The 22,278-nt window shown below is 64.6% G+C and carries 19 protein-coding genes and 2 tRNA genes; 2 read left to right on the forward strand and 19 right to left on the reverse strand.

Annotated features, from left to right (window positions below; translation table 11 throughout):
* Positions 1-326: 326 nt before the first annotated feature.
* From rpsO to rlmE, 14 genes are all read right to left on the reverse strand, one after another.
* Positions 327-596, reverse strand: coding sequence for a 30S ribosomal protein S15 (gene rpsO, locus QWY79_RS01405; protein WP_141320481.1), 270 nt, complete (start codon positions 594-596; stop codon positions 327-329).
* A gap of 89 nt (positions 597-685) precedes the next feature.
* Positions 686-1,612, reverse strand: coding sequence for a tRNA pseudouridine(55) synthase TruB (truB, locus tag QWY79_RS01410; RefSeq protein ID WP_290269174.1), 927 nt, complete (start codon positions 1,610-1,612; stop codon positions 686-688).
* The gene (rbfA, locus tag QWY79_RS01415) at positions 1,612-2,001 is read right to left on the reverse strand and encodes a 30S ribosome-binding factor RbfA (RefSeq protein WP_141320485.1); all 390 of its coding nucleotides are present in this window, start codon (positions 1,999-2,001) and stop codon (positions 1,612-1,614) included. The genes truB and rbfA overlap by 1 nt, the downstream gene beginning before the upstream one ends.
* A gap of 18 nt (positions 2,002-2,019) precedes the next feature.
* A complete protein-coding gene (gene infB, locus QWY79_RS01420) occupies positions 2,020-4,572 on the reverse strand; it encodes a translation initiation factor IF-2 (protein ID WP_290269180.1) in 2,553 nt (850 codons plus the stop codon).
* A 28-nt stretch (positions 4,573-4,600) separates the two neighbouring features.
* Positions 4,601-6,094, reverse strand: coding sequence for a transcription termination factor NusA (nusA, locus tag QWY79_RS01425; protein WP_141320489.1), 1,494 nt, complete (start codon positions 6,092-6,094; stop codon positions 4,601-4,603).
* A gap of 40 nt (positions 6,095-6,134) precedes the next feature.
* Positions 6,135-6,596, reverse strand: coding sequence for a ribosome maturation factor RimP (gene rimP, locus QWY79_RS01430; protein ID WP_290269183.1), 462 nt, complete (start codon positions 6,594-6,596; stop codon positions 6,135-6,137).
* Positions 6,597-6,818: 222 nt separating this feature from the next.
* Positions 6,819-6,895: transfer RNA gene (locus QWY79_RS01435), tRNA-Met, on the reverse strand.
* Positions 6,896-7,020: 125 nt separating this feature from the next.
* Positions 7,021-7,107: transfer RNA gene (locus QWY79_RS01440), tRNA-Leu, on the reverse strand.
* A gap of 26 nt (positions 7,108-7,133) precedes the next feature.
* A complete protein-coding gene (gene secG, locus QWY79_RS01445; protein ID WP_290269186.1) occupies positions 7,134-7,496 on the reverse strand; it encodes a preprotein translocase subunit SecG in 363 nt (120 codons plus the stop codon).
* A gap of 4 nt (positions 7,497-7,500) precedes the next feature.
* Positions 7,501-8,250: a triose-phosphate isomerase gene (gene tpiA / locus QWY79_RS01450; RefSeq protein ID WP_290269188.1), complete on the reverse strand. Its 750-nt coding sequence runs from the start codon at positions 8,248-8,250 to the stop codon at positions 7,501-7,503.
* Positions 8,251-8,297: 47 nt separating this feature from the next.
* Positions 8,298-9,647, reverse strand: coding sequence for a phosphoglucosamine mutase (glmM, locus tag QWY79_RS01455; protein ID WP_290269190.1), 1,350 nt, complete (start codon positions 9,645-9,647; stop codon positions 8,298-8,300).
* Positions 9,640-10,503, reverse strand: coding sequence for a dihydropteroate synthase (folP, locus tag QWY79_RS01460; RefSeq protein ID WP_435389747.1), 864 nt, complete (start codon positions 10,501-10,503; stop codon positions 9,640-9,642). The genes glmM and folP overlap by 8 nt, the downstream gene beginning before the upstream one ends.
* 109 nt (positions 10,504-10,612) lie before the next feature.
* On the reverse strand, positions 10,613-12,589 hold the full coding sequence (gene ftsH / locus QWY79_RS01465; RefSeq protein ID WP_290269193.1) for an ATP-dependent zinc metalloprotease FtsH: 1,977 nt from the start codon (positions 12,587-12,589) through the stop codon (positions 10,613-10,615).
* Between the two features lie 216 nt (positions 12,590-12,805).
* A complete protein-coding gene (gene rlmE, locus QWY79_RS01470) occupies positions 12,806-13,501 on the reverse strand; it encodes a 23S rRNA (uridine(2552)-2'-O)-methyltransferase RlmE (RefSeq protein WP_290269195.1) in 696 nt (231 codons plus the stop codon).
* A 174-nt stretch (positions 13,502-13,675) separates the two neighbouring features.
* On the opposite strand from rlmE, the gene yhbY reads away from it, so the two are divergent.
* Complete coding sequence (gene yhbY, locus QWY79_RS01475; RefSeq protein ID WP_141320505.1) at positions 13,676-14,002, forward strand: ribosome assembly RNA-binding protein YhbY; 327 nt, start codon at positions 13,676-13,678, stop codon at positions 14,000-14,002.
* Between the two features lie 111 nt (positions 14,003-14,113).
* Here the strand turns inward: yhbY and greA are convergent, their stop codons facing one another.
* From greA to dapB, 4 genes are all read right to left on the reverse strand, one after another.
* Positions 14,114-14,590, reverse strand: a complete 477-nt coding sequence (greA, locus tag QWY79_RS01480) for a transcription elongation factor GreA (RefSeq protein WP_141320507.1) — start codon at positions 14,588-14,590, stop codon at positions 14,114-14,116.
* Complete coding sequence (gene carB, locus QWY79_RS01485; RefSeq protein WP_290269198.1) at positions 14,587-17,817, reverse strand: carbamoyl-phosphate synthase large subunit; 3,231 nt, start codon at positions 17,815-17,817, stop codon at positions 14,587-14,589. The genes greA and carB overlap by 4 nt, the downstream gene beginning before the upstream one ends.
* Positions 17,818-18,008: 191 nt before the next feature.
* A complete protein-coding gene (carA, locus tag QWY79_RS01490; protein WP_290269200.1) occupies positions 18,009-19,154 on the reverse strand; it encodes a glutamine-hydrolyzing carbamoyl-phosphate synthase small subunit in 1,146 nt (381 codons plus the stop codon).
* Between the two features lie 289 nt (positions 19,155-19,443).
* Positions 19,444-20,250, reverse strand: a complete 807-nt coding sequence (dapB, locus tag QWY79_RS01495) for a 4-hydroxy-tetrahydrodipicolinate reductase (protein ID WP_290269202.1) — start codon at positions 20,248-20,250, stop codon at positions 19,444-19,446.
* Positions 20,251-20,406: 156 nt separating this feature from the next.
* Here dapB and QWY79_RS01500 point away from each other — a divergent pair, with 156 nt between their 5' ends.
* Positions 20,407-21,384 (forward strand): esterase-like activity of phytase family protein, encoded by a 978-nt coding sequence (locus QWY79_RS01500; protein ID WP_290269204.1) that lies wholly within the window; start codon positions 20,407-20,409, stop codon positions 21,382-21,384.
* Here the strand turns inward: QWY79_RS01500 and QWY79_RS01505 are convergent.
* Complete coding sequence (locus tag QWY79_RS01505) at positions 21,370-22,275, reverse strand: DMT family transporter (protein WP_290269206.1); 906 nt, start codon at positions 22,273-22,275, stop codon at positions 21,370-21,372. The genes QWY79_RS01500 and QWY79_RS01505 overlap by 15 nt on opposite strands.
* Positions 22,276-22,278: the final 3 nt, after the last annotated feature.

Consider the following 22,278-nt stretch of genomic DNA (forward strand, 5'->3'; position numbering starts at 1 on the left):
CGACCATTTTAGGGATTGACGGCCGAGAGGGCCACCGATTCTGTCACCCGCCCCGCATCGCCAGCCCGAACGTCAGGCGCGCAAGGCTTCTGCCCCTGACAGACAAAACGGGCGGCCCCGAAGGACCGCCCGTTTCGTGTCGTTGCCAGAAAAGCGGCTTGGCGTACAAGGTGCTTTTCGGTCAGGAGCGCTGCATAAATCGCCGAGCGTCGCCAAGCGCAAGGCGCACGGAGCGCAGAAAGCGAGACATAACCTATTGTTAGGCGAGCTTTCTAGCACCGCGCAACGCCGCGATTGGCACGCGCAGGCATTTAAGCAGTGACTCCTTAGCGACGCAGGCCGAGACGCTTGATAATCGCCTGATACCGGTCGAAATCCTTGCGCTTCAGATAGTCCAGCAGCTTGCGACGCTGGTTGACCATGCGGATCAGGCCACGACGCGAGTGGTGATCCTGCTTGTTGGTCTTGAAGTGCCCCTGCAGACCGTCGATGTTGGCGGTCAGCAGTGCCACCTGAACCTCGGGGGAACCAGTGTCGTTTTCACCACGGCCGTGTTCGTTGACGATCGCGGCTTTCTGTTCTGCGGTCAGTGCCATCTGTCTCTCCAGTAAGCAATATGCCTAATGATGAATGTCGGGGACCACGCATATTTGCAGTCCCCACGCCCAGTCCGTGCCGGACTGGCTCACGCCGAGCCCGCGACCGCGGAGCTCAGCAGACGCCGGGGCGCTATGTCCCCGGCCGCCGTCACCACGCCGAGCCCCCGGAAGGCCTCGTCATGGTAAAGCCTGATCAAGCTGTCGACGGGCAGCTCACCCGCCTCGTTTCCTGCCGCCTGGCCGTAGCTCAGGTGGCGGGCGCCGGCATCACTCAGATCATGACGCGGCAGATGGGCCACCAGCACATCGACGGGCAGCAGTGCCGCATCCTGTGAGGCCGCCTCGACCCGCTGCTCCAGGCTTGCCAGATCGAGCATGTCGTCCGCCGCGAAGGGCCCTGTCTTGAGCCGCCGCAGCGCACTGATGTGGCCCCCGCATCCCAGCGCCTGGCCGATGTCCTCGGCCAGGGTGCGGATGTAGGTGCCCTTGCTGACCCGCGCCTCCATCTCGAAGGCCGTGCCATCGAAAGACAGGAGGCGCGCATCATACACGCTCACGCGACGCGCTGCACGCTCGATTGTCTTGCCCTCGCGAGCCAGCTCGTACAGCTTGCGACCCTGATGCTTGAGTGCCGAATGCATCGGCGGCACCTGATCGAGCTCGCCGATGAAGTCGGTCAAGACCGCGCTGATGGCGGTCTCGTCCAGTGTCGGCGGGTCACGTCGTTCCAGCACCTCGCCTTCGGCATCGCCGGTATCGGTGATCACACCGAGCTCGACGCGGGTCCGGTAGACCTTGTCGGCATCCAGCAGGTGCGACGAGAACTTGGTGGCCTCACCGAAGCAGACGGGCAGCAGACCGGTCGCCATGGGATCCAGAGTGCCGGTATGGCCGGCCTTCTGCGCATCGAACAAGCGTCTGGCACGCTGCAGGGCCTGATTGCTGGACACCCCCTCGGGCTTGTCCAGCAGCAGTACGCCGTCCACCGGACGGCCGCGACGGCGGCGCGCCATCAGCGTTCGCCTTCCTCGTCATCATGACGCGAGCGATCGTCGGCGACGGCCTCGTCAATCAGCGAGGAAAGGCGCTGGCCACGCTCCAGGCTGGCATCATAATGAAAGCGCAGCTCGGGCACATGGCGCAGCTTGATGCGGCGCGCGATCTGACCACGCAGGAAGCCGGCAGCGCGCTTGAGAATCTTCAGATTCTCGGCCACGCGCTCGTCGTCGTTCTCGCCCAGCAGGGTCACGTGAACGTCGGCGTACCCCAGGTCGCGACTGACCTCGACACCACTGACGGTCACCATGCCCAGGCGCGGGTCCTTGACCTCGCGCTGGATCAGGACCGCCAGCTCCTTCTGGAGCTGGTCGGCCACACGGTCGGTACGCTTGAACTCACGCATGATCGACTCCTCGAGCGGTCACAGTGTCCGCTCGACCTTGACCTGATCGAAGACCTCGATCTTGTCGCCGACCTGGACATCGTTGTAGTTCTTCACGCCGATACCGCACTCGACACCGCTACGCACCTCGTTGACATCGTCCTTGTAGCGACGCAGGGATTCCAGCTCGCCCTCGTAGATGACCACGTTCTCGCGCAGTACGCGGATCTTCTTCTGACGATGGACGTTGCCTTCGAGCACCATGCACCCGGCCACCTGGCCGATCTTGGGCGCACGGAAGACATCACGAACCTCGGCCACACCGACGATCTGCTCTTTCCAGTCCGGCTCGAGCATGCCGCTCATGGCCTGCTTGACCTCGTCGATCAGGTGGTAGATGACGCTGTAGTAGCGCAGCTCCAGGCCTTCACGTTCGATGATCTCGCGGGCGGCCGCATCGGCACGCACATTGAAGCCGACCACGATGGCCTCGGAGGCCAGCGCCAGGTTGGCATCGGTACCGGTGATACCGCCAACCCCGGACGACACCACGGCAACCTTCACCTCGTCGGTGGAGAGTTCCTCGAGGGCGCCCTTGATGGCTTCCAGCGAGCCCTGCACATCGGCCTTGAGGACGATGTTGACCTTGGCCGCCTCTTCCTGACCCATCTGGCTGAACATGTTCTCCAGCTTGGCCTTCTGCTGCCGGGCCAGACGCACCTCGCGGTACTTGCCCTGGCGGAAGTTGGCCACTTCACGGGCCTTCTTCTCGTCGTCGAGGACCATGAAGTCATCACCGGCTTCCGGCGTGCCATCCAGACCCTGGATCTCCACCGGCATGGCGGGCCCCACTTCCTCGACCTGCTTGCCGAGTTCGTTGGTCAGGGCGCGCACGCGGCCATAGTGCAGGCCGGCAAGCACGATATCGCCTCGCTTCAGGGTACCGTTCTGGACCAGTACGGTGGCCACCGGGCCGCGGCCCTTGTCGAGACGCGACTCGACCACCACGCCCTTGCCGGGCGCTTCGGGCACGGCCTTGAGCTCGAGCACTTCGGATACCAGCTGAATCGACTCCAGCAGGTTCTCGATGCCTTCCCCGGTCTGTGCGGAGACATGCACGAACTGCGTATCACCGCCCCACTCTTCGGAGATCACGCCGTGCTGCGAAAGCTCGCTCTTGACGCGGTCCGGATCGGCATTTTCCTTGTCGATCTTGTTGACGGCCACGACCATCGGGACTTCGGCCGCCTTGGAGTGCTCGACGGCCTCGATGGTCTGCGGCATGACGCCGTCATCGGCCGCCACGACCAGCACCACCACGTCGGTGGCCTTGGCGCCGCGTGCCCGCATGGCGGTAAAGGCCGCGTGGCCCGGCGTATCCAGGAAGGTCACCCCGCCGTGATCGTCCTCGACGTGGTAGGCACCGATGTGCTGGGTGATGCCGCCGGCTTCGCCGGTGGCCACCTTGGCACGGCGGATGTAGTCGAGCAGCGAGGTCTTGCCGTGGTCGACGTGGCCCATGACCGTGACGACCGGCGAACGCATGATTTCCTCGCCCTCGTAGGAAATGCCTTCGAGGACTTCCGTCTCCAGCGCATCATCCTTGACCAGCTTGGGCTTGTGGCCCATTTCCTCGACCACGATGGCCGCGGTGTCCTGGTCGATGGTCTGGTTGATGGTCACCGCCGCGCCCATGGTGAACATGGCCTTGATGACCTCGTTGGCCTTGATCGACATCTTGTCGGCCAGGTCGGCAACGCTGATGGACTCGGGGATCGAGACTTCGCGGACGATCGGCTGCGTCGGCTTCTGGAAGCCGTGCTTGCCACCGCCCTGGCCACCACGGCGGCTGCCACGACGCTCGGCGCGCTTGGCCTTGCGACCACCACGCCGCCGCTCTTCGCGGTCGTTGCGGTCATCCTCGCGCTCGTTGCCGCTGTGCCCCTTCTTGCCGGGCTTGCCACTGGCCTTCTTGACGGCCGCGCGGCGACCCTCGGTGCGGCCTTCCTTGGGCGGTGCCGGGGCTTCCTCGGGGGCCGGGGTCTCCAGCTCGGGCACCGGAATCTCGGGCTCGGGCTCGGCCTTGGCCGGCGCGGCCTCTTCGGCGGCGGGTTGCTCGGCGGCCGCCTTCTCGGCTTCGGCCTGCTCGGCTGCCTTGCGCGCCTCTTCTTCCTCGGCACGACGCTTGGCTTCCTCGGCCGCCTCGGCTTCACGCTTGGCCTCGGCCGAGGCCATGTCCCCCACCAGCTGACGAGGACCGCTTTCCTCCTGCTGAGGCTCTTCGGCCGGCTCTTCGTCGCGCTTCACGTAGGTACGCTTCTTGCGGACCTGCACCTCGATGCTCTTGCCACGCTCACCGGTATTGATACGGCTGCGGGTCTTGCGGGTGAGGGTGACGCGGTTTTTCTCTCCCGCCGAGCCACTGCCCCCGTGGCTCTTGGTGAGGTAATCGAGCAGCTGTCGCTTGTCCTCCTCGGACACAACGTCGCCCTCGGACTTGTGCTCGAGTCCGGCTTCTTTCATCTGCTCCAGCAGGCGGGACACATCGCGCCCCACCTTTGCTGCAAAATCCTTAACGGTCATTTCTGACATTACGACCCTCCTCAGCCCGTGACCCGTATTACTGTTCGCTCTCGAACCATGGCGCGCGGGCGGTCATGATCAGTGATGCAGCGCGCTCGTCGTCCAGTTCCTCGATATCGGTCAGATCATCGACAGACTGCTCGGCGAGATCCTCCATGGTGACGATACCCCGACTGGCCAGGATGAAGGCCAGGTGGCGCTCCATGCCGTCCATCGCCAGCAGGTCGTCGGCCGGCTGGGCGCCATCGAGTTCTTCCTCGGAAGCGATGGCCAGGTTCAACAATTCGTCCTTGGCACGCGCGCGCAGCTCCTCGATGAGCTCTTCGTCCAGCTCTTCGATTTCCAGCATTTCTTCCACCGGGACGTAGGCGACTTCTTCCAGTGACGTGAAGCCTTCCTCGACCAGTAGACGCGCCACGTCATCGTCGACGTTCAGGTGTTGAATGAAGTACTCGACCAGGCTATCGACCTCCTGATCACGTTTGCTCTCGGCTTCCGCCTCGGTCATGACGTTGATGCGCCAGCCGGTAAGCTCGGTTGCCAGGCGGACGTTCTGGCCGCTGCGACCGATGGCCTGGGCCAGATTGTCCTCGCCGACCGCGACGTCCATGGCATGGGCGTCCTCGTCGACCAGAATGGACGCCACATCCGCCGGCGCCATGGCGTTGATGACCAGCTGTGCCGGGTTGTCGTCCCACAGCACGATGTCCACGCGCTCGTTCTGCAGCTCGGTGGAGACCGCCTGAACGCGCGAGCCACGCATGCCGACACAGGCCCCCACCGGATCGATGCGGCGATCATTGGTCTTGACCGCGATCTTGGCGCGCGAACCGGGATCGCGGGCAGCGCCCTTGATCTCGATCAGCTGCTCGGCGATCTCGGGAACCTCGATCTTGAACAGCTCGATGATCAGCTGCGGCGCGATGCGCGACAGGATCAGTTGAGCGCCACGCGCCTCGGGATCGACCTTGGTCAGCAGGGCCCGCACACGTTCGTTCATGCGATAGCGCTCGCCGGCGATCATCTCGCTGCGCGGCAGGAACGCCTCGGCGTTGTCGCCCAGGTCAATGATCAGGCCGTCGCGTGTCGTCTTCTTGACAATGCCCGCGACCAGCTCGCCCTCGCGTTCGGCGTAGAGGCTGACGACCTCGGCACGCTCGGCTTCACGGACCTTCTGCACGATGACCTGCTTGGCGGTCTGAGCGGCGATCCGGCCGAAGGTGGCGTTCTCGATCCGCTCCTCGACCACATCACCCAGACCCAGCGGCGGATCGCGCCGTTCGGCATAGGTGAGCTTGATCTGGGCATCCGGCCCGTCGAAGTCGTCGTCCTCAACCACCTCCCAACGACGGAAGGTTTCATAGTCCCCGGTACGACGATCGATGTGCACGCGCACGCTGGCTTCTTCATCCTCGAAGCGCTTGCGCGAGGCACTGGCCAAGGCGGACTCGACCGCCTCGAAGATCACATCGCGGGGGACCCCCTTCTCATTGGAGATCGCGTCGACGACCGCCAGAATCTCTTTACTCATGACTTAGCCTCGCCAGAAAACCCGTCCTTGTGCACCACCATCACGACTCGAACTGCGGTTCGATGCGTGCCTGGTCAATGCTCTCGATGGGAAAGCAATATTCCTCGCCGTCGAGCTGCAACAGCACCTCGTCACCTTCAATGCCGGCCAGCACTCCCTTGAACTTGCGACGCCCATCGAAGGCCGTGCGCAGCTTCACGGTCACGCTGTGACCCGCATAGCGCTCGAATTGCTCGAGGGTAAACAGCGGCCGATCCACCCCGGGGGATGACACCTCGAGTCGATACTCGCCGGCGATCGGATCCTCGACATCCAGCACCGCGCTGACCTGGCGACTGATATCGGCGCAATCATCCACCCCGACCCCGTTCTCATGGTCGATGTAGACCACCAGCCGGGAGTGCTTGCCCTGGGACAGATAATCGATGCCCCACAGATCAAAGCCCATGGCCGTGACGATCGGCTCGATCAGCGCCTTCAGCGCAGTATCCTTGGTTGCCATGGAAGAAAGCTCCTACAGCCGTTGCATCAGGCACCTGGCCAGGAGTCAACAGGAAAGTCAGGTGGCTGATTGGCGTTATCCCGGGTCAGCCGATCGCACTGTGTCGTCGAGCTGGCCGCTAACAAAAAGCCCCTTCACAGGAAGGGGCTTTTACAAGAAACCTGTATACCACTTCGGCATCATCGGCATGCCCCTAAAGGAACTGCATGCCTGCCAGGAAGATGGTAGCGGGGACCGGATTTGAACCGATGACCTTCGGGTTATGAGCCCGACGAGCTACCAGACTGCTCCACCCCGCATCAATCTAGGTCGGTGATTGTATGCCCGATGCCTGCCGGCGTCAAGCTACAACGCTACCGTTCTGCCAATCCTGCTACTGAGGCCGACACTCGCATGCGCATTGCCCTGCGGAGTCGGTTTCATATGGTGCCGAAGGCGGGACTTGAACCCGCACGACCGTAAGGCCACTACCCCCTCAAGATAGCGTGTCTACCAATTCCACCACTTCGGCATCAGGGGACGACCGGAAGGCGCGGATCAGTTGCCGCCCTCCTCCAGTACTGGCGCTGCATTATCCTCGCCACTGCCCTCTTCGTCAAGGGTCGGGGAGGTTTTTTGCTGTTCGATCACTTCGGCATCGGGAATGCCTGTCTCGACCGGCGCCTCGCCGGCCTGGGACGCAAAATACGCCAGGGCCAGGGAGGTCGCGAAGAACGCGGCCGCCAGCAGGGCGGTGGCGCGTGACAGGAAGTTGCCGCTGCCGCGCGAACCGAACACGGTCTGGGAAGAACCGCCACCGAAGGAGGCGCCGGCATCGGCCCCCTTACCCTGCTGCAGCAGGATCAGGGCAACCAGGGCGATGGCAATCGCCACGTGGATCATGAGAAGAGCAACTTGCATGGATTCAACCTGCTGACTGACAAATGGCTAGGAAATCGTCGATCTTGAGAGAAGCGCCGCCGATCAGGCCACCATCGATATCCGGCTGAGCCAGGAGTTCGGCGGCGTTATCAGCCTTCATGCTGCCGCCGTACAGCAGCGGCGTGGCAGCGGCGAGCGCTTCGGCATGACTCGCCAGGCGACGGCGGATCGCGGCGTGCATGGCCTGCGCCTGTTCGGGGGTGGCGGTGCGCCCGGTGCCGATGGCCCATACCGGCTCATAGGCGATCACCAGCTGCTGACGCTGGTCCGGCTCCAGGCCGTTCAATACCGCATCCAGCTGACCGAGCACCACCGCCTCGCTACGCTCGGCATCACGCTCGGCGAGGGTCTCACCGAGGCACAGGATCGGCCGCAGGCCGGCGTCCAGGGCGCGCTGCACCCGTGCCAGCACGGCGGCATCGTCCTCGTTGAACAGGGTACGCCGCTCGGAGTGGCCGACGAGCACCAGGCTCGCCCCCAGCTCGCGCAGCATCTCGCCGCTGACTTCGCCGGTATAGGCCCCCGAGGCCTGGTCACTGAGAGTCTGCGCGCCCAGTGCCGCGCGGCTGCCCGACAGGGCACGGGCCGCGGCTTCCAGATAGGGGAATGGCACCATCAGGGCGACATCCAGCTGCGACGGCAATGCAGCATCGCCGAGTGCCTGACCGAATGACTCGACCAGGCTACGGGAACCGTTCATCTTCCAGTTGCCGGCAATCAGCGGCGTAGGCATGAGACTTCCTCTTCAAGGTGGGCCGAAATGGTATAGGAGCGGCTTTGTCAAGACAACATGTGCTCGACATCATCGGCAAGACGCCGGGCCAGGCCCTGGACATCCAGGTGCGGGCGACCCTCCACCATGACGCGGATCAACGGCTCGGTGCCCGACGGCCGCAGCAGGACACGCCCCTGGTCGCCGAGCTCGGCTTCCAGGGCCGCGACGGCGTCTTTCAAGGCCGGCTCATCCATCAGCGCCTTGGCATCGGCGCCCGCCGGCAGGCGCACGTTGACCAGCGCCTGTGGCGCCTTCTCCAGCCCGGACAGCAACTGACCCAGAGTCTTGCCCTCGCGCGCCATGATCGACAGCACCTGGAGAGCCGAGACGATGCCGTCGCCGGTGGTCTGCACATGGCCACAGACGATATGGCCCGAGGATTCGCCGCCCAGCTGCCAGTCATTGGCGGCCATGCGCTCGATCACATAGCGGTCGCCGACCTTGGCACGCTCGAAGGGCACGCCCATCTGTTCCAGGGCGGCCGCCAGGCCGAAGTTGCTCATCAGGGTGCCGACCACGCCACCGACCAGTTCGCCCCTGGTGTGGCGATCACGGGCAATCATGTAGAGGATGTCGTCGCCATCGACCTCGCGACCATCGGCATCCACCAGCAATACCCTGTCCCCGTCGCCGTCGAAGGCCACGCCCAGGTCCGCACCCTCGCGGATGACCGCGGCACGTAGCGCCGCCGGCTGGGTGGAGCCCACGTCATGGTTGATGTTCAGGCCATCCGGATTGGCGCCGATCAGGCTGACCTCGGCGCCCAGCTCGCGGAACACATTGGGCGCGATATGGTAGGTGGCCCCATGGGCGCAATCGACCACCATGTGCAGGCCGTGCAGATGGACGCGATTGGGCACGGTGGACTTGCAGAACTCGATGTAGCGACCGGCCGCATCATCCACGCGGCGCGCCTTGCCCAGGGCATCCGGCGCCACCGTGGTCAGCGGCTGGTCGAGCATCGCCTCGATGCGTTCCTCGACGGCATCGTCCAGCTTGACCCCCTCGGCGGAGAAGAACTTGATGCCGTTGTCGGCAAAGGCATTATGCGACGCCGAAATGACGATCCCGGCATCGGCGCGAAAGGTGCGCGTCAGGTAGGCAATGCCCGGCGTCGGCATCGGGCCGAGCAGGGCCACATCGACGCCCGCCGCTGACAGCCCGGCTTCCAGCGCCGACTCGAACATGTAGCCCGAAATGCGGGTGTCCTTACCGATCAGCACCCTGGCCTGGCCGAGTTCACGCCTCAGCACCTGGCCGGTCGCCCAGCCCAGCTTGAGCATGAAGTCTGCCGTGATGGGAGGTTCCCCAACCGTCCCGCGAATGCCATCCGTGCCAAAGTAACGTCTAGTCATTGTCGCAACCTTCCTTGAGTACGGCCCAGGCCATGTTCACCGCGTCCACGTGGGGCCCCACATCATGAACACGCAGGATGCGCGCCCCACGCTCGACGGCCATGGCGGACAGGGCCAGGCCACCCGCAAGGCGCTCTTCCACCGGCCGCTCCAGTACCTTGCCGATCATGCTCTTGCGCGACATGCCGACCAGGATCGGCAACTCGAGTGCGGTCAGGCGCTCCATGTACTTCAACAGACGTAGATTATGCTCCACCGTCTTGGCGAAGCCAAAGCCGGGATCGATCAGCAACCGCTCACGCCGCAGCCCCGCCGCCTCGCAGTCGGCCACCCTCGCCTCGAGGAACTCGGCCACGGCTTCCTCGACGGGCCGGTCATAATGCGGATCGTTCTGCATGTCCCCCGGCTCGCCCAGCATGTGCATCAGGCACACCGGCAGCCCGGTGGTGGCGGCGGCCCGCATGGCGCCCTCGCGCCGCAGGTTGCGCACGTCATTGAGCATGCCGGCCCCGGCATTGGCCACTTCATGCATGACCTCCGGGGTGCTGGTATCCACCGAGACCAGCGCATCCAGATCGCGCACCAGGGCCTCGACCACCGGCATGACCCGATCCAGTTCCTGCTGCACGGGCACGGCGGCCGCGCCGGGACGTGTCGATTCGCCGCCCACGTCGATGATCGAGGCCCCCTCGCCGAGCATCTTCTCGGCCCGCTGACGGGCATCATCCAGGGCCACATGATGGCCCCCATCCGAGAAGGAGTCCGGCGTCACATTGAGCACCCCCATGACATGGGGAAAGGAGAGATCCAGGCGGTGGCGACCGCATTGCAGGGTGGAGGCAGGTCTGGTGTACATCATCTTCCCGGAAAAGCAGCGAACGACCGAGCCCGGCATCATGCTGGCCGGGCGCTACACAAAAGGCGCCCCGCAGGGCGCCTGACGATCCTGGTGACTGGGCAGCGGATCAGGTACCGGCAGGACCACCCAGGGGGTCGGAGGGGCGACGCCGCGGCGTTTCCTCGTCCGAGTCACCATCATCGGAGGACGAATCCGAGGCCTGGTTCTCGTCGCCGGCATCGGTCACCGGCGAGCCGCCACCGGAGCCGCCATCTTCCCAGTCCTGCGGCGGCTTCGGATCACGGCCTTCCATGATGTCCTTGAGCTGGCTGTGATCGATGGTCTCGTACTTGACCAGCGCCTCGGCCATGGCATCCAGCTTGTCGCGGTTGTCCTCGAGGATCTGACGCGCCTGCTGGTAGCACTCGTCGATGATGCGGCGCACTTCCTTGTCGAGACGCGTGGTGGTCTCGCCGGACTTCAGCATGCCGCCCTGACTGCCGCCACCGAGGAACTGGTGCGACTCGTCCTCGTCGTACATGATCGGCCCCATCTCGTCGGACAGACCCCACTTGGCGACCATGTTGTGGGCCAGCTCGGTGGCCCGCTTGATGTCGTTCGAGGCCCCCGTGGTCACGCCATTGGGTCCGAGCGTCATTTCCTCGGCGATACGGCCACCGAACAGCGAGCAGATCTGACTGATGATCTGCTGACGCGACATGCTGTAGCGATCCTCGTCCGGCAGGAACATGGTCACGCCCAGTGCGCGGCCACGCGGAATGATGGTCACCTTGTAGACCGGATCATGCTCGGGCATCACCAGGCCGATGATGGCGTGGCCGGACTCGTGATAGGCCGTGTTGAGCTTGTCCTTCTCGGTCATGACCATGGAGCGGCGCTCGGCGCCCATCAGGATCTTGTCCTTGGCCATTTCCAGCTCATCCATGCCCACCAGACGCTTGTTGCCACGCGCAGCGAACAGCGCCGCCTCGTTGACCAGGTTGGCCAGGTCGGCCCCGGAGAAGCCCGGGGTACCACGGGCGATGAAGGTCGGCTTGACGTCATCTCCCAGCGGCACCTTGCGCAGGTGCACGTTGAGAATATGCTCGCGGCCGCGGATGTCCGGCAGCGGCACGGTCACCTGGCGGTCGAAACGGCCGGGACGCAGCAGTGCCGGATCCAGCACGTCGGGCCGGTTGGTCGCGGCAATGACGATGATGCCCTCATTGGCCTCGAAGCCGTCCATCTCGACCAGCAACTGGTTGAGCGTCTGCTCGCGCTCGTCATTGCCGCCGCCCATGCCGGCACCGCGCGAGCGGCCCACGGCGTCGATCTCGTCGATGAAGATGATGCAGGGCGACTGCTTCTTGGCCTGCTCGAACATGTCGCGCACGCGGGAAGCACCGACACCGACGAACATTTCCACGAAGTCGGAACCGGAAATCGAGAAGAAGGGCACACTGGCCTCGCCGGCGATCGACTTGGCCAGCAGGGTCTTGCCGGTACCCGGCGGCCCCACCATCAGCACGCCACGCGGAATCGTGCCGCCCAGGCGCTGAAACTTGGTCGGATCGCGCAGGAAGTCGACCAGCTCCTCGACTTCTTCCTTGGCCTCGTCACAGCCGGCGACGTCGGAAAAGGTGGTCTTGATCTGGTCCTGGGACAGCAGCTTGGCCTTGGACTTGCCGAAACTCATCGGCCCGCCCTTGCCGCTGCCACCGCCCTGCATCTGACGCATGAAGAAGATGAATATCGCCAGGATCAGCAGGATCGGGAAGCTGGCGATCAGCAGGCGGGTCCACAGGCTCTGCTCTTCGGGCTTCTGGCCGACCACGGTAACGTCATGGGCCAGCAGATCATCCATCAGCTTGGGGTCTTCCGCCGCCGGACGAATGGTCTGGAATTCCGAGCCATCGCTGCGCTGGCCGGAGATCGTGTAACCATCGATGGTCACGCTCGCGACCTGCTCGTTTTGCACCTGCTCGATGAACTGAGAGTAGTTCATCGTCTGCGGTGAGTCTTCGACACTGAAATTGTTGAACACCGTCAGCAACACCGCCGCGATGACCAACCACAAAATCAGGTTCTTCGCCATATCGTTCAAGGGACTACCCTCATTGCAAGAATCCGTCGGCCGAATACGCCTAGTGCTTCGACACTACATCCGGGACACATGTTCAACCAGGACGTGGCCGCGCGTCCATCACATGATGACCCACTGTGGCATATTTGCCACACATTGTCCGGCCATTGAACCGTTAGTGCCAGCCTATCGACGAGGCTGTCCTGTCATGTGGCCGGGCCCGGCGAGTCGCCGGGCTCAGCCACGAAATCCTTCCGCCAGCAGGTACACCTCGCGCGAACGGGCTCGCGAGGCTTCCGGCTTGCGCGTCACCACCCGCTTGAAGTCGCCGCGCAGCTCCTTCAGGAAGGCATCGAAGCCTTCCCCCTGAAACACCTTGGCGAGGAAGCTGCCGCCCGGCGACAGTGTCTGGCGAGCCAGATCCAGGGCCAGTTCGACCAGGTACATGGCCTGTGGCTGATCGATCGCCGCCATACCACTCATGTTGGGGGCCATGTCCGACATCACAAGGTCAACCGGCCGCTGCTCGAGGCGCGTCAGTATCTCGTCGAGCACGCTCTCTTCGGTGAAGTCGCCCTGCACGAAGTCGACACCCGGCAGGGCATCGATGTCGAGGATGTCGGAGGCGATCACGCGACCCTTGTCGCCCACTTTCTCGGCCGCCACCTGGCTCCAGCCACCCGGCGCCGCCCCGAGATCGATGATCGTCATGCCGGGGCGCAGCAGCTTGTCCTTGTCGTTGATCGCCAGCAGCTTGTAGCTGGCACGACTGCGATAACCGTCCTGCCAGCTCTGCTGCACATAGGGGTCATCGAAATGCTCTTTCATCCAGCCGGAACGCGCTTTTGACGAACCGCCCGACGAGCCGCGCTTCCCGGCTCCCTTGGCACGCGAGGCTTTATCCCCGGCGCGCGAATCATGCGAAGATGCCACGGCATCACCTGTAAAATGATCTGGATGACGGGCGGTCGAGCGAAGTCCGGGATGACCTGAAGGCAAGTGCGCTCCCGGCCGCTCGGCACAATAACCCGAGAATGCGGTTTCACCACGACGCGATACGCCGTAACATGGGCGCGCAGCGCGCCAACCGGGAAGAATCAAGATACCATGAGCTTGTCACAGGCACAAAAGAAAGCATTTCGCAGCATCGGCCACCACCTCGACCCCGTGGTCATGGTGTCGGAGAACGGCATTTCAGAAGGCGTCATCGCCGAACTGGACCGCGCGCTCACCGACCATGAACTGATCAAGGTCAAGCTGGCACTGCCCGAACGCGAGGACCGCACCGCGATGATCGAGGAACTGCTCGACGCCAGCGGCGCGGAACTGATCCAGAAGATCGGTAAGGTCGCCCTCCTCTACCGCCACAACCCGAAGGTCAACCCGAAGCTGTCCAACATCAAACGCTTCGAGAATCATCACGGGCGACGCTGACGCGCCGCAGAGAGGGAAGAAGGAAGAGACAAGAGGGAAGAAAACCCTCTACCCAACGACAAGGCCGCCCGTCCGGGCGGCCTTTCTTACTTCTTCACTCTTCGACTTATCTTACAGATGCTCCACACTGGAGATCTCGTACTCGACGTCGCCGCCGGGGGTGCGCACCAGCACCGTCTCGCCTTCTTCCTTGCCGATCAGGGCGCGGGCGATCGGCGAGGTCACGGAGATCAGCCCCGATTTGATATCGGCCTCGTCCTCGCCGACGATGCGATAGGTCACTTCCTCGTCATCCTCGAGGTTGATCAACTCCACCGTCACCCCGAAGATCACCTTGCCCGTCCTGGGCAGCTTGGTGACGTCGATGACCTGAGCGTTCGAGAGCTTGCCCTCGATTTCCTGAATACGCCCCTCGATGAAGCCCTGCTGCTCGCGCGCCGCATGATACTCGGCATTCTCCTTGAGATCGCCGTGCTCACGCGCCTCGGCGATCGCGGCAATGACATTGGGTCGTGCTTCGCCCTTGAGGTGTTCGAGTTCTTCGCGCAGACGCTGTTCACCGACGGAGGTCATCGGGACCTTGTTCATTGACTGACTCCTGCATGCAGTTCCTGTAACCGCCGTACCGTGATGGCATTTCCATATTCGAGCGCCAGACAAACGGCATTCGCCCCTGCCAGGGTGGTGGCATAGGGAACCTTCCGGGCAAGGGCGGTACGGCGGATCACCGAGGAATCATTGATGGCCTGGCGGCCCTCGGTGGTATTGACGATATAGGCGATTTCGTCGTTCTTGAGCAGATCGACGATATGCGGCCGGCCTTCATACACCTTGTTCACGACCTCGACGGGCAGGTCGGCCGCTTCCAGGGCCGATGCCGTGCCGCGTGTCGCGCATAGGGTAAAGCCCAACTTTAGCAGAGAACGGGCCACTTCGATAACACCCGATTTATCCGGCTCGCGCACCGACAGGAAGGCCTTGCGCTCGCCATCCAGGGCCGGAATGGCCTCGCCGGCGCCCAGCTGGGCCTTGTAGAAGGCCTCGGCAAAGGTGTCCCCGCTGCCCATGACCTCGCCGGTGGATTTCATCTCCGGCGACAGGATGGGGTCGACCCCCGGGAACTTGTTGAACGGGAAGACGGCTTCCTTGACGCTGTAGAAGTGCGGCACCACTTCCTCGGCGAAGCCCTGGTCGGCCAGCGAGGTGCCGGCCATGCAGCGCGCCGCCACCTGCGCCAGCGAGGTGCCGATGCACTTCGACACGAAGGGCACGGTACGCGAGGCCCGCGGGTTGACCTCGATGACATAGATCTCGCCATTCTGCCAGGCCAGCTGCACGTTCATCAGGCCCTTGACGCCAAGCTCCACCGCCATGCGCTTGACCTGGTCACGCATCTCGTCCTGCACCGCGGCCGGCAGCGAGTACGGCGGCAGGGCACAGGCCGAGTCACCGGAGTGCACGCCGGCCTGCTCGATGTGCTGCATGATGCCGCCGATCACCACCTGCTGGCCGTCGGAGACCGCATCGATATCGACCTCGATGGCCGCATTCAGGAAGTGGTCGAGCAGCACCGGCGAGTCATTGGAAACCTTGACCGCGTGGATCATGTAGTTCTCGAGCTCGGACGCATCATAGACGATCTCCATGGCCCGACCGCCCAGCACATAGGACGGCCGCACCACCAGCGGGTAGCCGATGGCCTCGGCCTTGGAGAAGGCCTCCTCGAAGCTGCGCGCGGTGGCATTGGGCGGCTGCTTGAGCCCCAGCTTGTCGATCATCTCCTGGAAGCGTTCACGATCCTCCGCGCGGTCGATGGCATCCGGCGTGGTACCGATGATCGGCACCCCGGCGGCCTCGAGCTCACGGGCCAGCTTGAGCGGGGTCTGACCGCCGAACTGCACGATCACGCCCGCCGGCTTCTCCTTGTCGGCGATCTCGAGCACGTCCTCGAGGGTCACCGGATCGAAGTAGAGACGGTCCGAGGTGTCATAGTCGGTGGAGACGGTCTCCGGGTTGCAGTTGACCATGATGGTTTCATAGCCGTCGTCGCGCATGGCGAGCACCGCGTGCACACAGCAATAGTCGAACTCGATGCCCTGGCCGATACGATTGGGCCCGCCACCCAGCACCATGATCTTCGGGCGCTCGGAGACCTCGGCCTCGCACTCTTCCTCGTAGCTGGAATACATGTAGGCGGTATCGGTGGCGAACTCGGCGGCACAGGTATCCACACGCTTGTAGACGGGACGGATGTCGAACGCCTGACGCGCCTTGCGGAAATCCTTCTCGGCCACCCCCAGCAGCTTCGACAGGCGCGCATCCGAGAAGCCCTTGCGCTTGAGCGCGAAGAGCTCGTCAGACGTCAGCTCGGAGAGCGAGCGCCGCGCCAGCTCGGCCTCGGCACGCACCAGGTCCTCGAGCTGCACCAGGAACCAGCGGTCGATATTGGTCAGGCGGAACACCTCCTCGATGCCCAGCCCGGCGCGCATGGCGTCGGCCACATAGAAGATGCGCTCGGCACCCGCCACCTGCAGCTCGCCCTTGATGTGCGCCATGGCATCATCCGTGAAGCGCGTGATCTTGGGATCGAGGCCGTCATTGCCGGTCTCCAGGCCGCGCAGCGCTTTCTGCAACGATTCCTGGAAGGTCCGGCCGATGGCCATGACCTCGCCCACCGACTTCATCTGGGTGGTCAGGCGATCGTTGGCCTGGGGGAACTTCTCGAAGGTGAAGCGCGGTATCTTGGTGACCACATAGTCGATGGACGGCTCGAACGAGGCCGGGGTACGCCCGCCGGTGATGTCGTTCTGCAGCTCGTCCAGGGTATAGCCGACGGCCAGCTTGGCGGCGATCTTGGCGATGGGAAAGCCGGTGGCCTTGGAGGCCAGCGCCGAGGAGCGCGAGACGCGCGGGTTCATCTCGATGACCACCACGCGACCGGTCTGCGGGTCCACGCCGAACTGCACGTTGGAGCCGCCGGTCTCGACGCCGATCTCGCGCAACACCGCCAGCGAGGCGTCGCGCATGATCTGATATTCCTTGTCGGTCAGCGTCTGCGCCGGCGCCACGGTGATGGAGTCGCCGGTATGCACGCCCATGGGGTCGAAGTTCTCGATGGCACAGACGATGATGCAGTTGTCGTTCTTGTCACGAACGACCTCCATCTCGTATTCCTTCCAGCCCAGCAGCGACTCGTCGATCAACAGCTCGTGGTTGTTGGAGAGCTCGAAGCCGCGGGTGCAGATTTCCTTGAACTCTTCCTTGTTGTAGGCCACGCCGCCGCCGGAGCCGCCCATGGTGTAGGAAGGCCGGATGATCACCGGGAAGCCCAGCTCGCCCTGGATCTCCCAGGCCTCGTCCATGCTGTGGGCGACCTTGGCCTTGGGGCATTCCAGATTGATGCGCCTCATGGCCTGGTCGAAGAGGTCGCGATCCTCGGCCATGTTGATGGCGTCAGCGTTGGCGCCGATCATCTCGACGCCGTGCCTGGCGAGGACGCCGTGCTTGTCGAGGTCCAGGGCACAGTTGAGGGCCGTCTGGCCGCCCATGGTGGGCAGGATGGCATCGGGCTTTTCGGCCTCGATGATCTTCTCGACGGCCTGCCAGGTGATCGGCTCGATGTAGGTGGCATCGGCCATCACCGGGTCGGTCATGATGGTCGCCGGGTTGGAGTTGACCAGGATGACCCGGAAGCCCTCCTCGCTCAACGCCTTGCAGGCCTGCGCGCCGGAGTAGTCGAATTCGCACGCCTGACCGATGACGATCGGGCCGGCGCCAATGATCAGGATGCTCTGGATGTCGGTACGTTTTGGCATGACGGTTCCCGCGTCTAATTCAGTGTAAAAACAGACTCGATGATGGCTTGGAGAGAGCTTTTCCGGCGCCAAACCTTCGCGAGGGCGCTGTAAACCCTTCCCTGGGCGCTACTTTTGCCATTCATGGACAAAAGATCCTCGCTTCGACTTGTCCCCGGCGCTCATCACGCCGCAAGTTTGCACAGGAGTCCTTAGCGGCGCTCCTTCATCATGGAGACAAAGCGGTCGAACAACGGCGACACATCCCGAGGGCCGGGGCTAGCTTCGGGGTGGCCCTGAAAGCTGAACGCCGGGCGGTCGGTGCGCTCGATGCCCTGCAGGGTGCCATCGAACAGCGAGCGATGCGTCGCGCGCAGGGTGGCCGGCAGCGTGGCTTCATCGGCGGCGAAGCCGTGGTTCTGGCTGGTGATCATCACCTGGCCGCTGTCCAGATCCTGCACCGGGTGGTTGGCGCCGTGGTGACCATGGCCCATCTTGACCGTGCGCGCGCCGCTGGCCAGCGCCAGCAACTGATGGCCCAGGCAGATGCCGAACACCGGGATGTCGGTCTCGAGGAACTCCTGGATGGCGCGAATGGCGTAGTCGCAGGGCTCGGGGTCGCCCGGGCCATTGGACAGGAAGATGCCGTCCGGCTGCATGTCCAGCACCTCGCGAGCCGATGTCTCGGCCGGCACCACGGTCAGGCGGCAGCCGCGCGAGGCCAGCATGCGCAGGATGTTGTGCTTGGCGCCGAAGTCATAGGCCACCACATGATAGGGGCGCTCGTCCCGAGCGGTATCGGCATAGCCCTTGCCCAGCGCCCACTCGCCCTGGGACCAGTCGTGGGCCGCGCTGCACGAGACCACCCTGGCCAGGTCCATGCCCTTGAGGCCGGGAAAGGCCCGGGCCGCTTCCAGGGCGCTCGCCGTGGCATCCTCGCCCGCGGCCATCTCCCCGGCGAGGATGGCGCCGTTCAGCGCGCCCTTGTCGCGCAGCAGGCGGGTCAGGCGACGCGTGTCGATATCGGCGATCCCCAGGACGTTATTGTCGGCGAGATACTCGGACAGGGTCTGTTCACAGCGGAAGCTGCTGGCCAGCATCGGCAGGTCGCGAATCACCAGCCCGGCGGCGGCAATGCTGGCGGACTCCACGTCCTCGTGATTGACGCCGGTATTGCCGATGTGCGGATAGGTCAGGGTCACGATCTGACGGCTGTAGGACGGGTCGGTGAGGATCTCCTGATAGCCCGTCATGGCCGTATTGAACACCACCTCACCGCTGGTTTGCCCATCGGCGCCAATGGCGGTGCCGTAAAACACACTGCCATCTTCCAAGGCCAGTATCGCGGGTTTGTTCAATGCAACGTCCTCCCAGGTGTAAAGAGACAGCTCGTCAAGAAATACGCTTCGAACGGCGCTAGCCGCATGGCGCTCGCTGTGCCGTCAGGGGCCGGCCGCGGCACGACAGGCCCCACCATCGGCCCGTAAAAAAGCGGGACGAAACCCGACATGGAAGACCGGTTTCATCCCGCTTGTTGTCATTCGCTCGGAATGCTGGGCCGACGCAACAAGCGTTCGCGCGGCATGAGCCGGCTGCCCGGCCAAAATTTGGGGGATTTTAAAGCATCCGCGGCCGTTCGACCACCCTTCAGTCGAGCCCGAGCACGTCCTGCATGTCATAACGGCCGGCCGACTGGCCGACCACCCAACGCGCCGCGCGCACCGCACCCTTGGCGAAGGTCATGCGGCTGGACGCCTTGTGGGTGATCTCGACGCGCTCGCCCTCGGTGGCAAACATCACGGTGTGCTCACCGACGATGTCGCCGGCGCGCAGCGTGGCGAAGCCGATCTCCTTGTCGGTGCGCGGCCCGCACTGACCGACGCGCTCGAACACCCCGTACTCCTTGAGCGGGCGCTCCAGGACATCGGCCATCACCTCGCCCATCTTCAGGGCCGTACCGGAAGGCGCATCGACCTTGTGACGGTGGTGAGACTCGATGACCTCGATGTCATACCCCTCGTCCCCCAGCGCCCTGGCGGCGGTCTGCAGCAGCTGCAGCGTCAGATTGACGCCGACGCTCATGTTGGGCGCGAAGACCATGGGGACCCGGTCACGGTAGCCGTCCAACTCGGCCAGTTCGGTCTCGGAGAGGCCGGTGGTGCCGATCACCATGCGCTTGCCGTGCGCGGCGCAGAACGCCAGGTTGTCGAGCGTGACCCGCGGCGCGGTGAAATCGATCAGCACGTCGATGTCATCGACGATGCGCGCCGGGTCATCGACGGCGGCCACCCCCAGCCTGCCCTGACCGGCGAGCTCACCGAGGTCGACCCCCACCAGCGAACTCCCCGGCTCGACGATGCCGCCGGCCAGGCTGGCCTCGGCATCCTGCTGCACGGCGTTGACCAGGGTGCGGCCCATGCGCCCGGCGACACCGACGATGGCAATACGAGTCATGCAAAACTCCTGAGATTGGCGGATCGAAAGATGGCCGGAGTATAACAACGCCACCCCCGGGCGTCTCGACGGATGCCGGCGGCGCCGAGGCGTCACACGATCGATACACCAGTGTGGCAGACTGACGCCACCAGCCGAGCAAGCCGAGATACCGCCATGCCCAGCCCCCGGATACCACGCCCGAGCCTTCGCCTGCTGATGGCCGCCAGCCTGCTGACAGCCCTGGTCACCCCGCTGGCCGGCTGCGCCGATCGCGTGCGCGCCATCCCGCTGGCCGGCGACGAGGTCCTGGCGCGCGCCCCTGTCGAGCTCTGCGGCAGCCTGGCGCTACCCGACCAGTGGCTTGAGGGCATCCCGCTCAACGGGCTCTCCGACCTGGCGCGGGAAGCGGATACCGGCCTGCTCTACCTGCTCTCGGATCGCGGGCGCCTGCATCGCGTGCGCCCCCTCTTCGACAACGGACAGCTGAGCAGCCTGACGCCCATCGACAGTCAGCGGCTGCGCGACGCCCGGGGCCAGCCGCTCGCCGGCGCGGACGCCGATGCCGAGTCGCTGACCCTGCTGCACGCCGACAACGCCACGCCGGGTGACACCGAACTCTGGGTCAGCTTCGAGCGCGACCACCGCCTGCAACGCTTCGCCCCGGACGGCACTCCCCTGGCGGCGCCCATTCGCCCACCGCAGACCAGCACGGCGAGCCGCAACCAGGGCATGGAGGCCATGACCCGGCACCCGACCCACGGACTCATCCTGGGCCTGGAAGCAGCGCCGGCCGGCGTCCCGGACAAGCAGACCCGGCTGTTCAGCCTGGACGGCAAGGAGTGGCATTACCCCCTGGCGGCGGCCAGCGGCAGCGCCCTGACCGAGCTCACGACCGATGGCGACGAGCTGCTGGCACTCGAGCGCGCTTTTGCTCCGCCCGCCCCGCTGGTCATCAGCCTGCGACGCGTCCGACTCGGCGAGCCACCGCGACTCGATGTCGAGACCCTGGCCAGCTTTTCCAGTGCCGACGGCTGGTGGCTGGACAACATGGAAGGCATGACACGGCTCGAGGACGGCCGCGTGCTGATCCTCAGCGATGACAACGCCAGGGCGCTGCAGCGTAGCCTGCTGGTCTGCCTACGCCCGCGTTGAGCCGCCGCCGGCGTCATGTCGCAATAACAGCGCAATAGCCGCCAGTACCATCAGACTGCCCGGCAGCCAGATCCAGCCCAGGCTCTGCGGCACCCGCAGGAACAACACCAGCATGGAAACGAAGGGCACCAGGTAGCCATAGGCGGTGATGGCACCCGGCGTCAGCACCTGGGTGGCACGCTGCATCAGCCAGAAGGTCAGGGCGCTGGAGCACAGCCCCAGATAGACCAGCAGCAGGCCATCGCTCCAGCGCATCGACCCCAGCCGGACCGCAGGTTCCACCAGCAGCCCCAGCAGGCCGATCAGCGCGCCGCCCAGCGCCAGGCTCCAGAAGGTACGCACCGCGGCCGACGCCGACAGCAGTCCGGTATTGAGTCCCCATTTGGAAATCACCGGGTACAGCGCCGAGCACACACAGCCGACGAAGAAGACCGCTTCGCCCCGGCCCAGCTGCATCGCGCCACCCCGCACCCGTGCCTCGGCCAGTGCCAGCGCCAGGGCACCCGCCGCTCCCAGGGCCAGGATCGCCGGCAGTCGCCAGGCCGGCTGCTCCACGCGCAGCAGCCGACCGAGGCCATAGGCCAGCAAGGGCACACTGACATACAGGGTCGCCATGGACAGCGCCGTGGCATGATGCGCCGCCCAGAACATGGCGCCGAAGAACCCCGCCAGACACAGACCCATCAGGGCATAGAGCGGCCACGCCGAAGGTGAGGGCCTGAAACCATCGGCCCGATACGCCAGCGGCCACAGGCCGCCACAGGCAATGGCGAAACGCAGCGCCGTCAGCAGCATCGGCGGCAGCTCACTCAGCAGGCCCACGGCGGGAAACGACAGCCCCACCAGTGCCGCCCAGAGCCACATCCCCAGGTGCGCGGCACGCGATGTCACGGA

The organism is Halomonas sabkhae (genome assembly GCF_030409265.1).
Taxonomy (GTDB): domain Bacteria; phylum Pseudomonadota; class Gammaproteobacteria; order Pseudomonadales; family Halomonadaceae; genus Halomonas; species Halomonas halmophila.

What these genes read in the sequence shown, in the direction of transcription:
- greA (WP_141320507.1), bottom strand. Translation starts at nt 14,590, where the DNA reads ATGAACAAGGTCCCGATGACCTCCGTCGGTGAACAGCGTCTGCGCGAA.
- truB (WP_290269174.1), bottom strand. Translation starts at nt 1,612, where the DNA reads ATGGCGCGCCGCCGTCGCGGCCGTCCGGTGGACGGCGTACTGCTGCTG.
- rimP (WP_290269183.1), bottom strand. Translation starts at nt 6,596, where the DNA reads ATGGCAACCAAGGATACTGCGCTGAAGGCGCTGATCGAGCCGATCGTC.
- carB (WP_290269198.1), bottom strand. Translation starts at nt 17,817, where the DNA reads ATGCCAAAACGTACCGACATCCAGAGCATCCTGATCATTGGCGCCGGC.
- secG (WP_290269186.1), bottom strand. Translation starts at nt 7,496, where the DNA reads ATGCAAGTTGCTCTTCTCATGATCCACGTGGCGATTGCCATCGCCCTG.
- yhbY (WP_141320505.1), top strand. Translation starts at nt 13,676, where the DNA reads ATGAGCTTGTCACAGGCACAAAAGAAAGCATTTCGCAGCATCGGCCAC.
- rbfA (WP_141320485.1), bottom strand. Translation starts at nt 2,001, where the DNA reads ATGCGTGAGTTCAAGCGTACCGACCGTGTGGCCGACCAGCTCCAGAAG.
- infB (WP_290269180.1), bottom strand. Translation starts at nt 4,572, where the DNA reads ATGTCAGAAATGACCGTTAAGGATTTTGCAGCAAAGGTGGGGCGCGAT.
- tpiA (WP_290269188.1), bottom strand. Translation starts at nt 8,250, where the DNA reads ATGCCTACGCCGCTGATTGCCGGCAACTGGAAGATGAACGGTTCCCGT.
- rpsO (WP_141320481.1), bottom strand. Translation starts at nt 596, where the DNA reads ATGGCACTGACCGCAGAACAGAAAGCCGCGATCGTCAACGAACACGGC.
- glmM (WP_290269190.1), bottom strand. Translation starts at nt 9,647, where the DNA reads ATGACTAGACGTTACTTTGGCACGGATGGCATTCGCGGGACGGTTGGG.
- folP (WP_435389747.1), bottom strand. Translation starts at nt 10,503, where the DNA reads ATGTACACCAGACCTGCCTCCACCCTGCAATGCGGTCGCCACCGCCTG.
- QWY79_RS01500 (WP_290269204.1), top strand. Translation starts at nt 20,407, where the DNA reads ATGCCCAGCCCCCGGATACCACGCCCGAGCCTTCGCCTGCTGATGGCC.
- nusA (WP_141320489.1), bottom strand. Translation starts at nt 6,094, where the DNA reads ATGAGTAAAGAGATTCTGGCGGTCGTCGACGCGATCTCCAATGAGAAG.
- dapB (WP_290269202.1), bottom strand. Translation starts at nt 20,250, where the DNA reads ATGACTCGTATTGCCATCGTCGGTGTCGCCGGGCGCATGGGCCGCACC.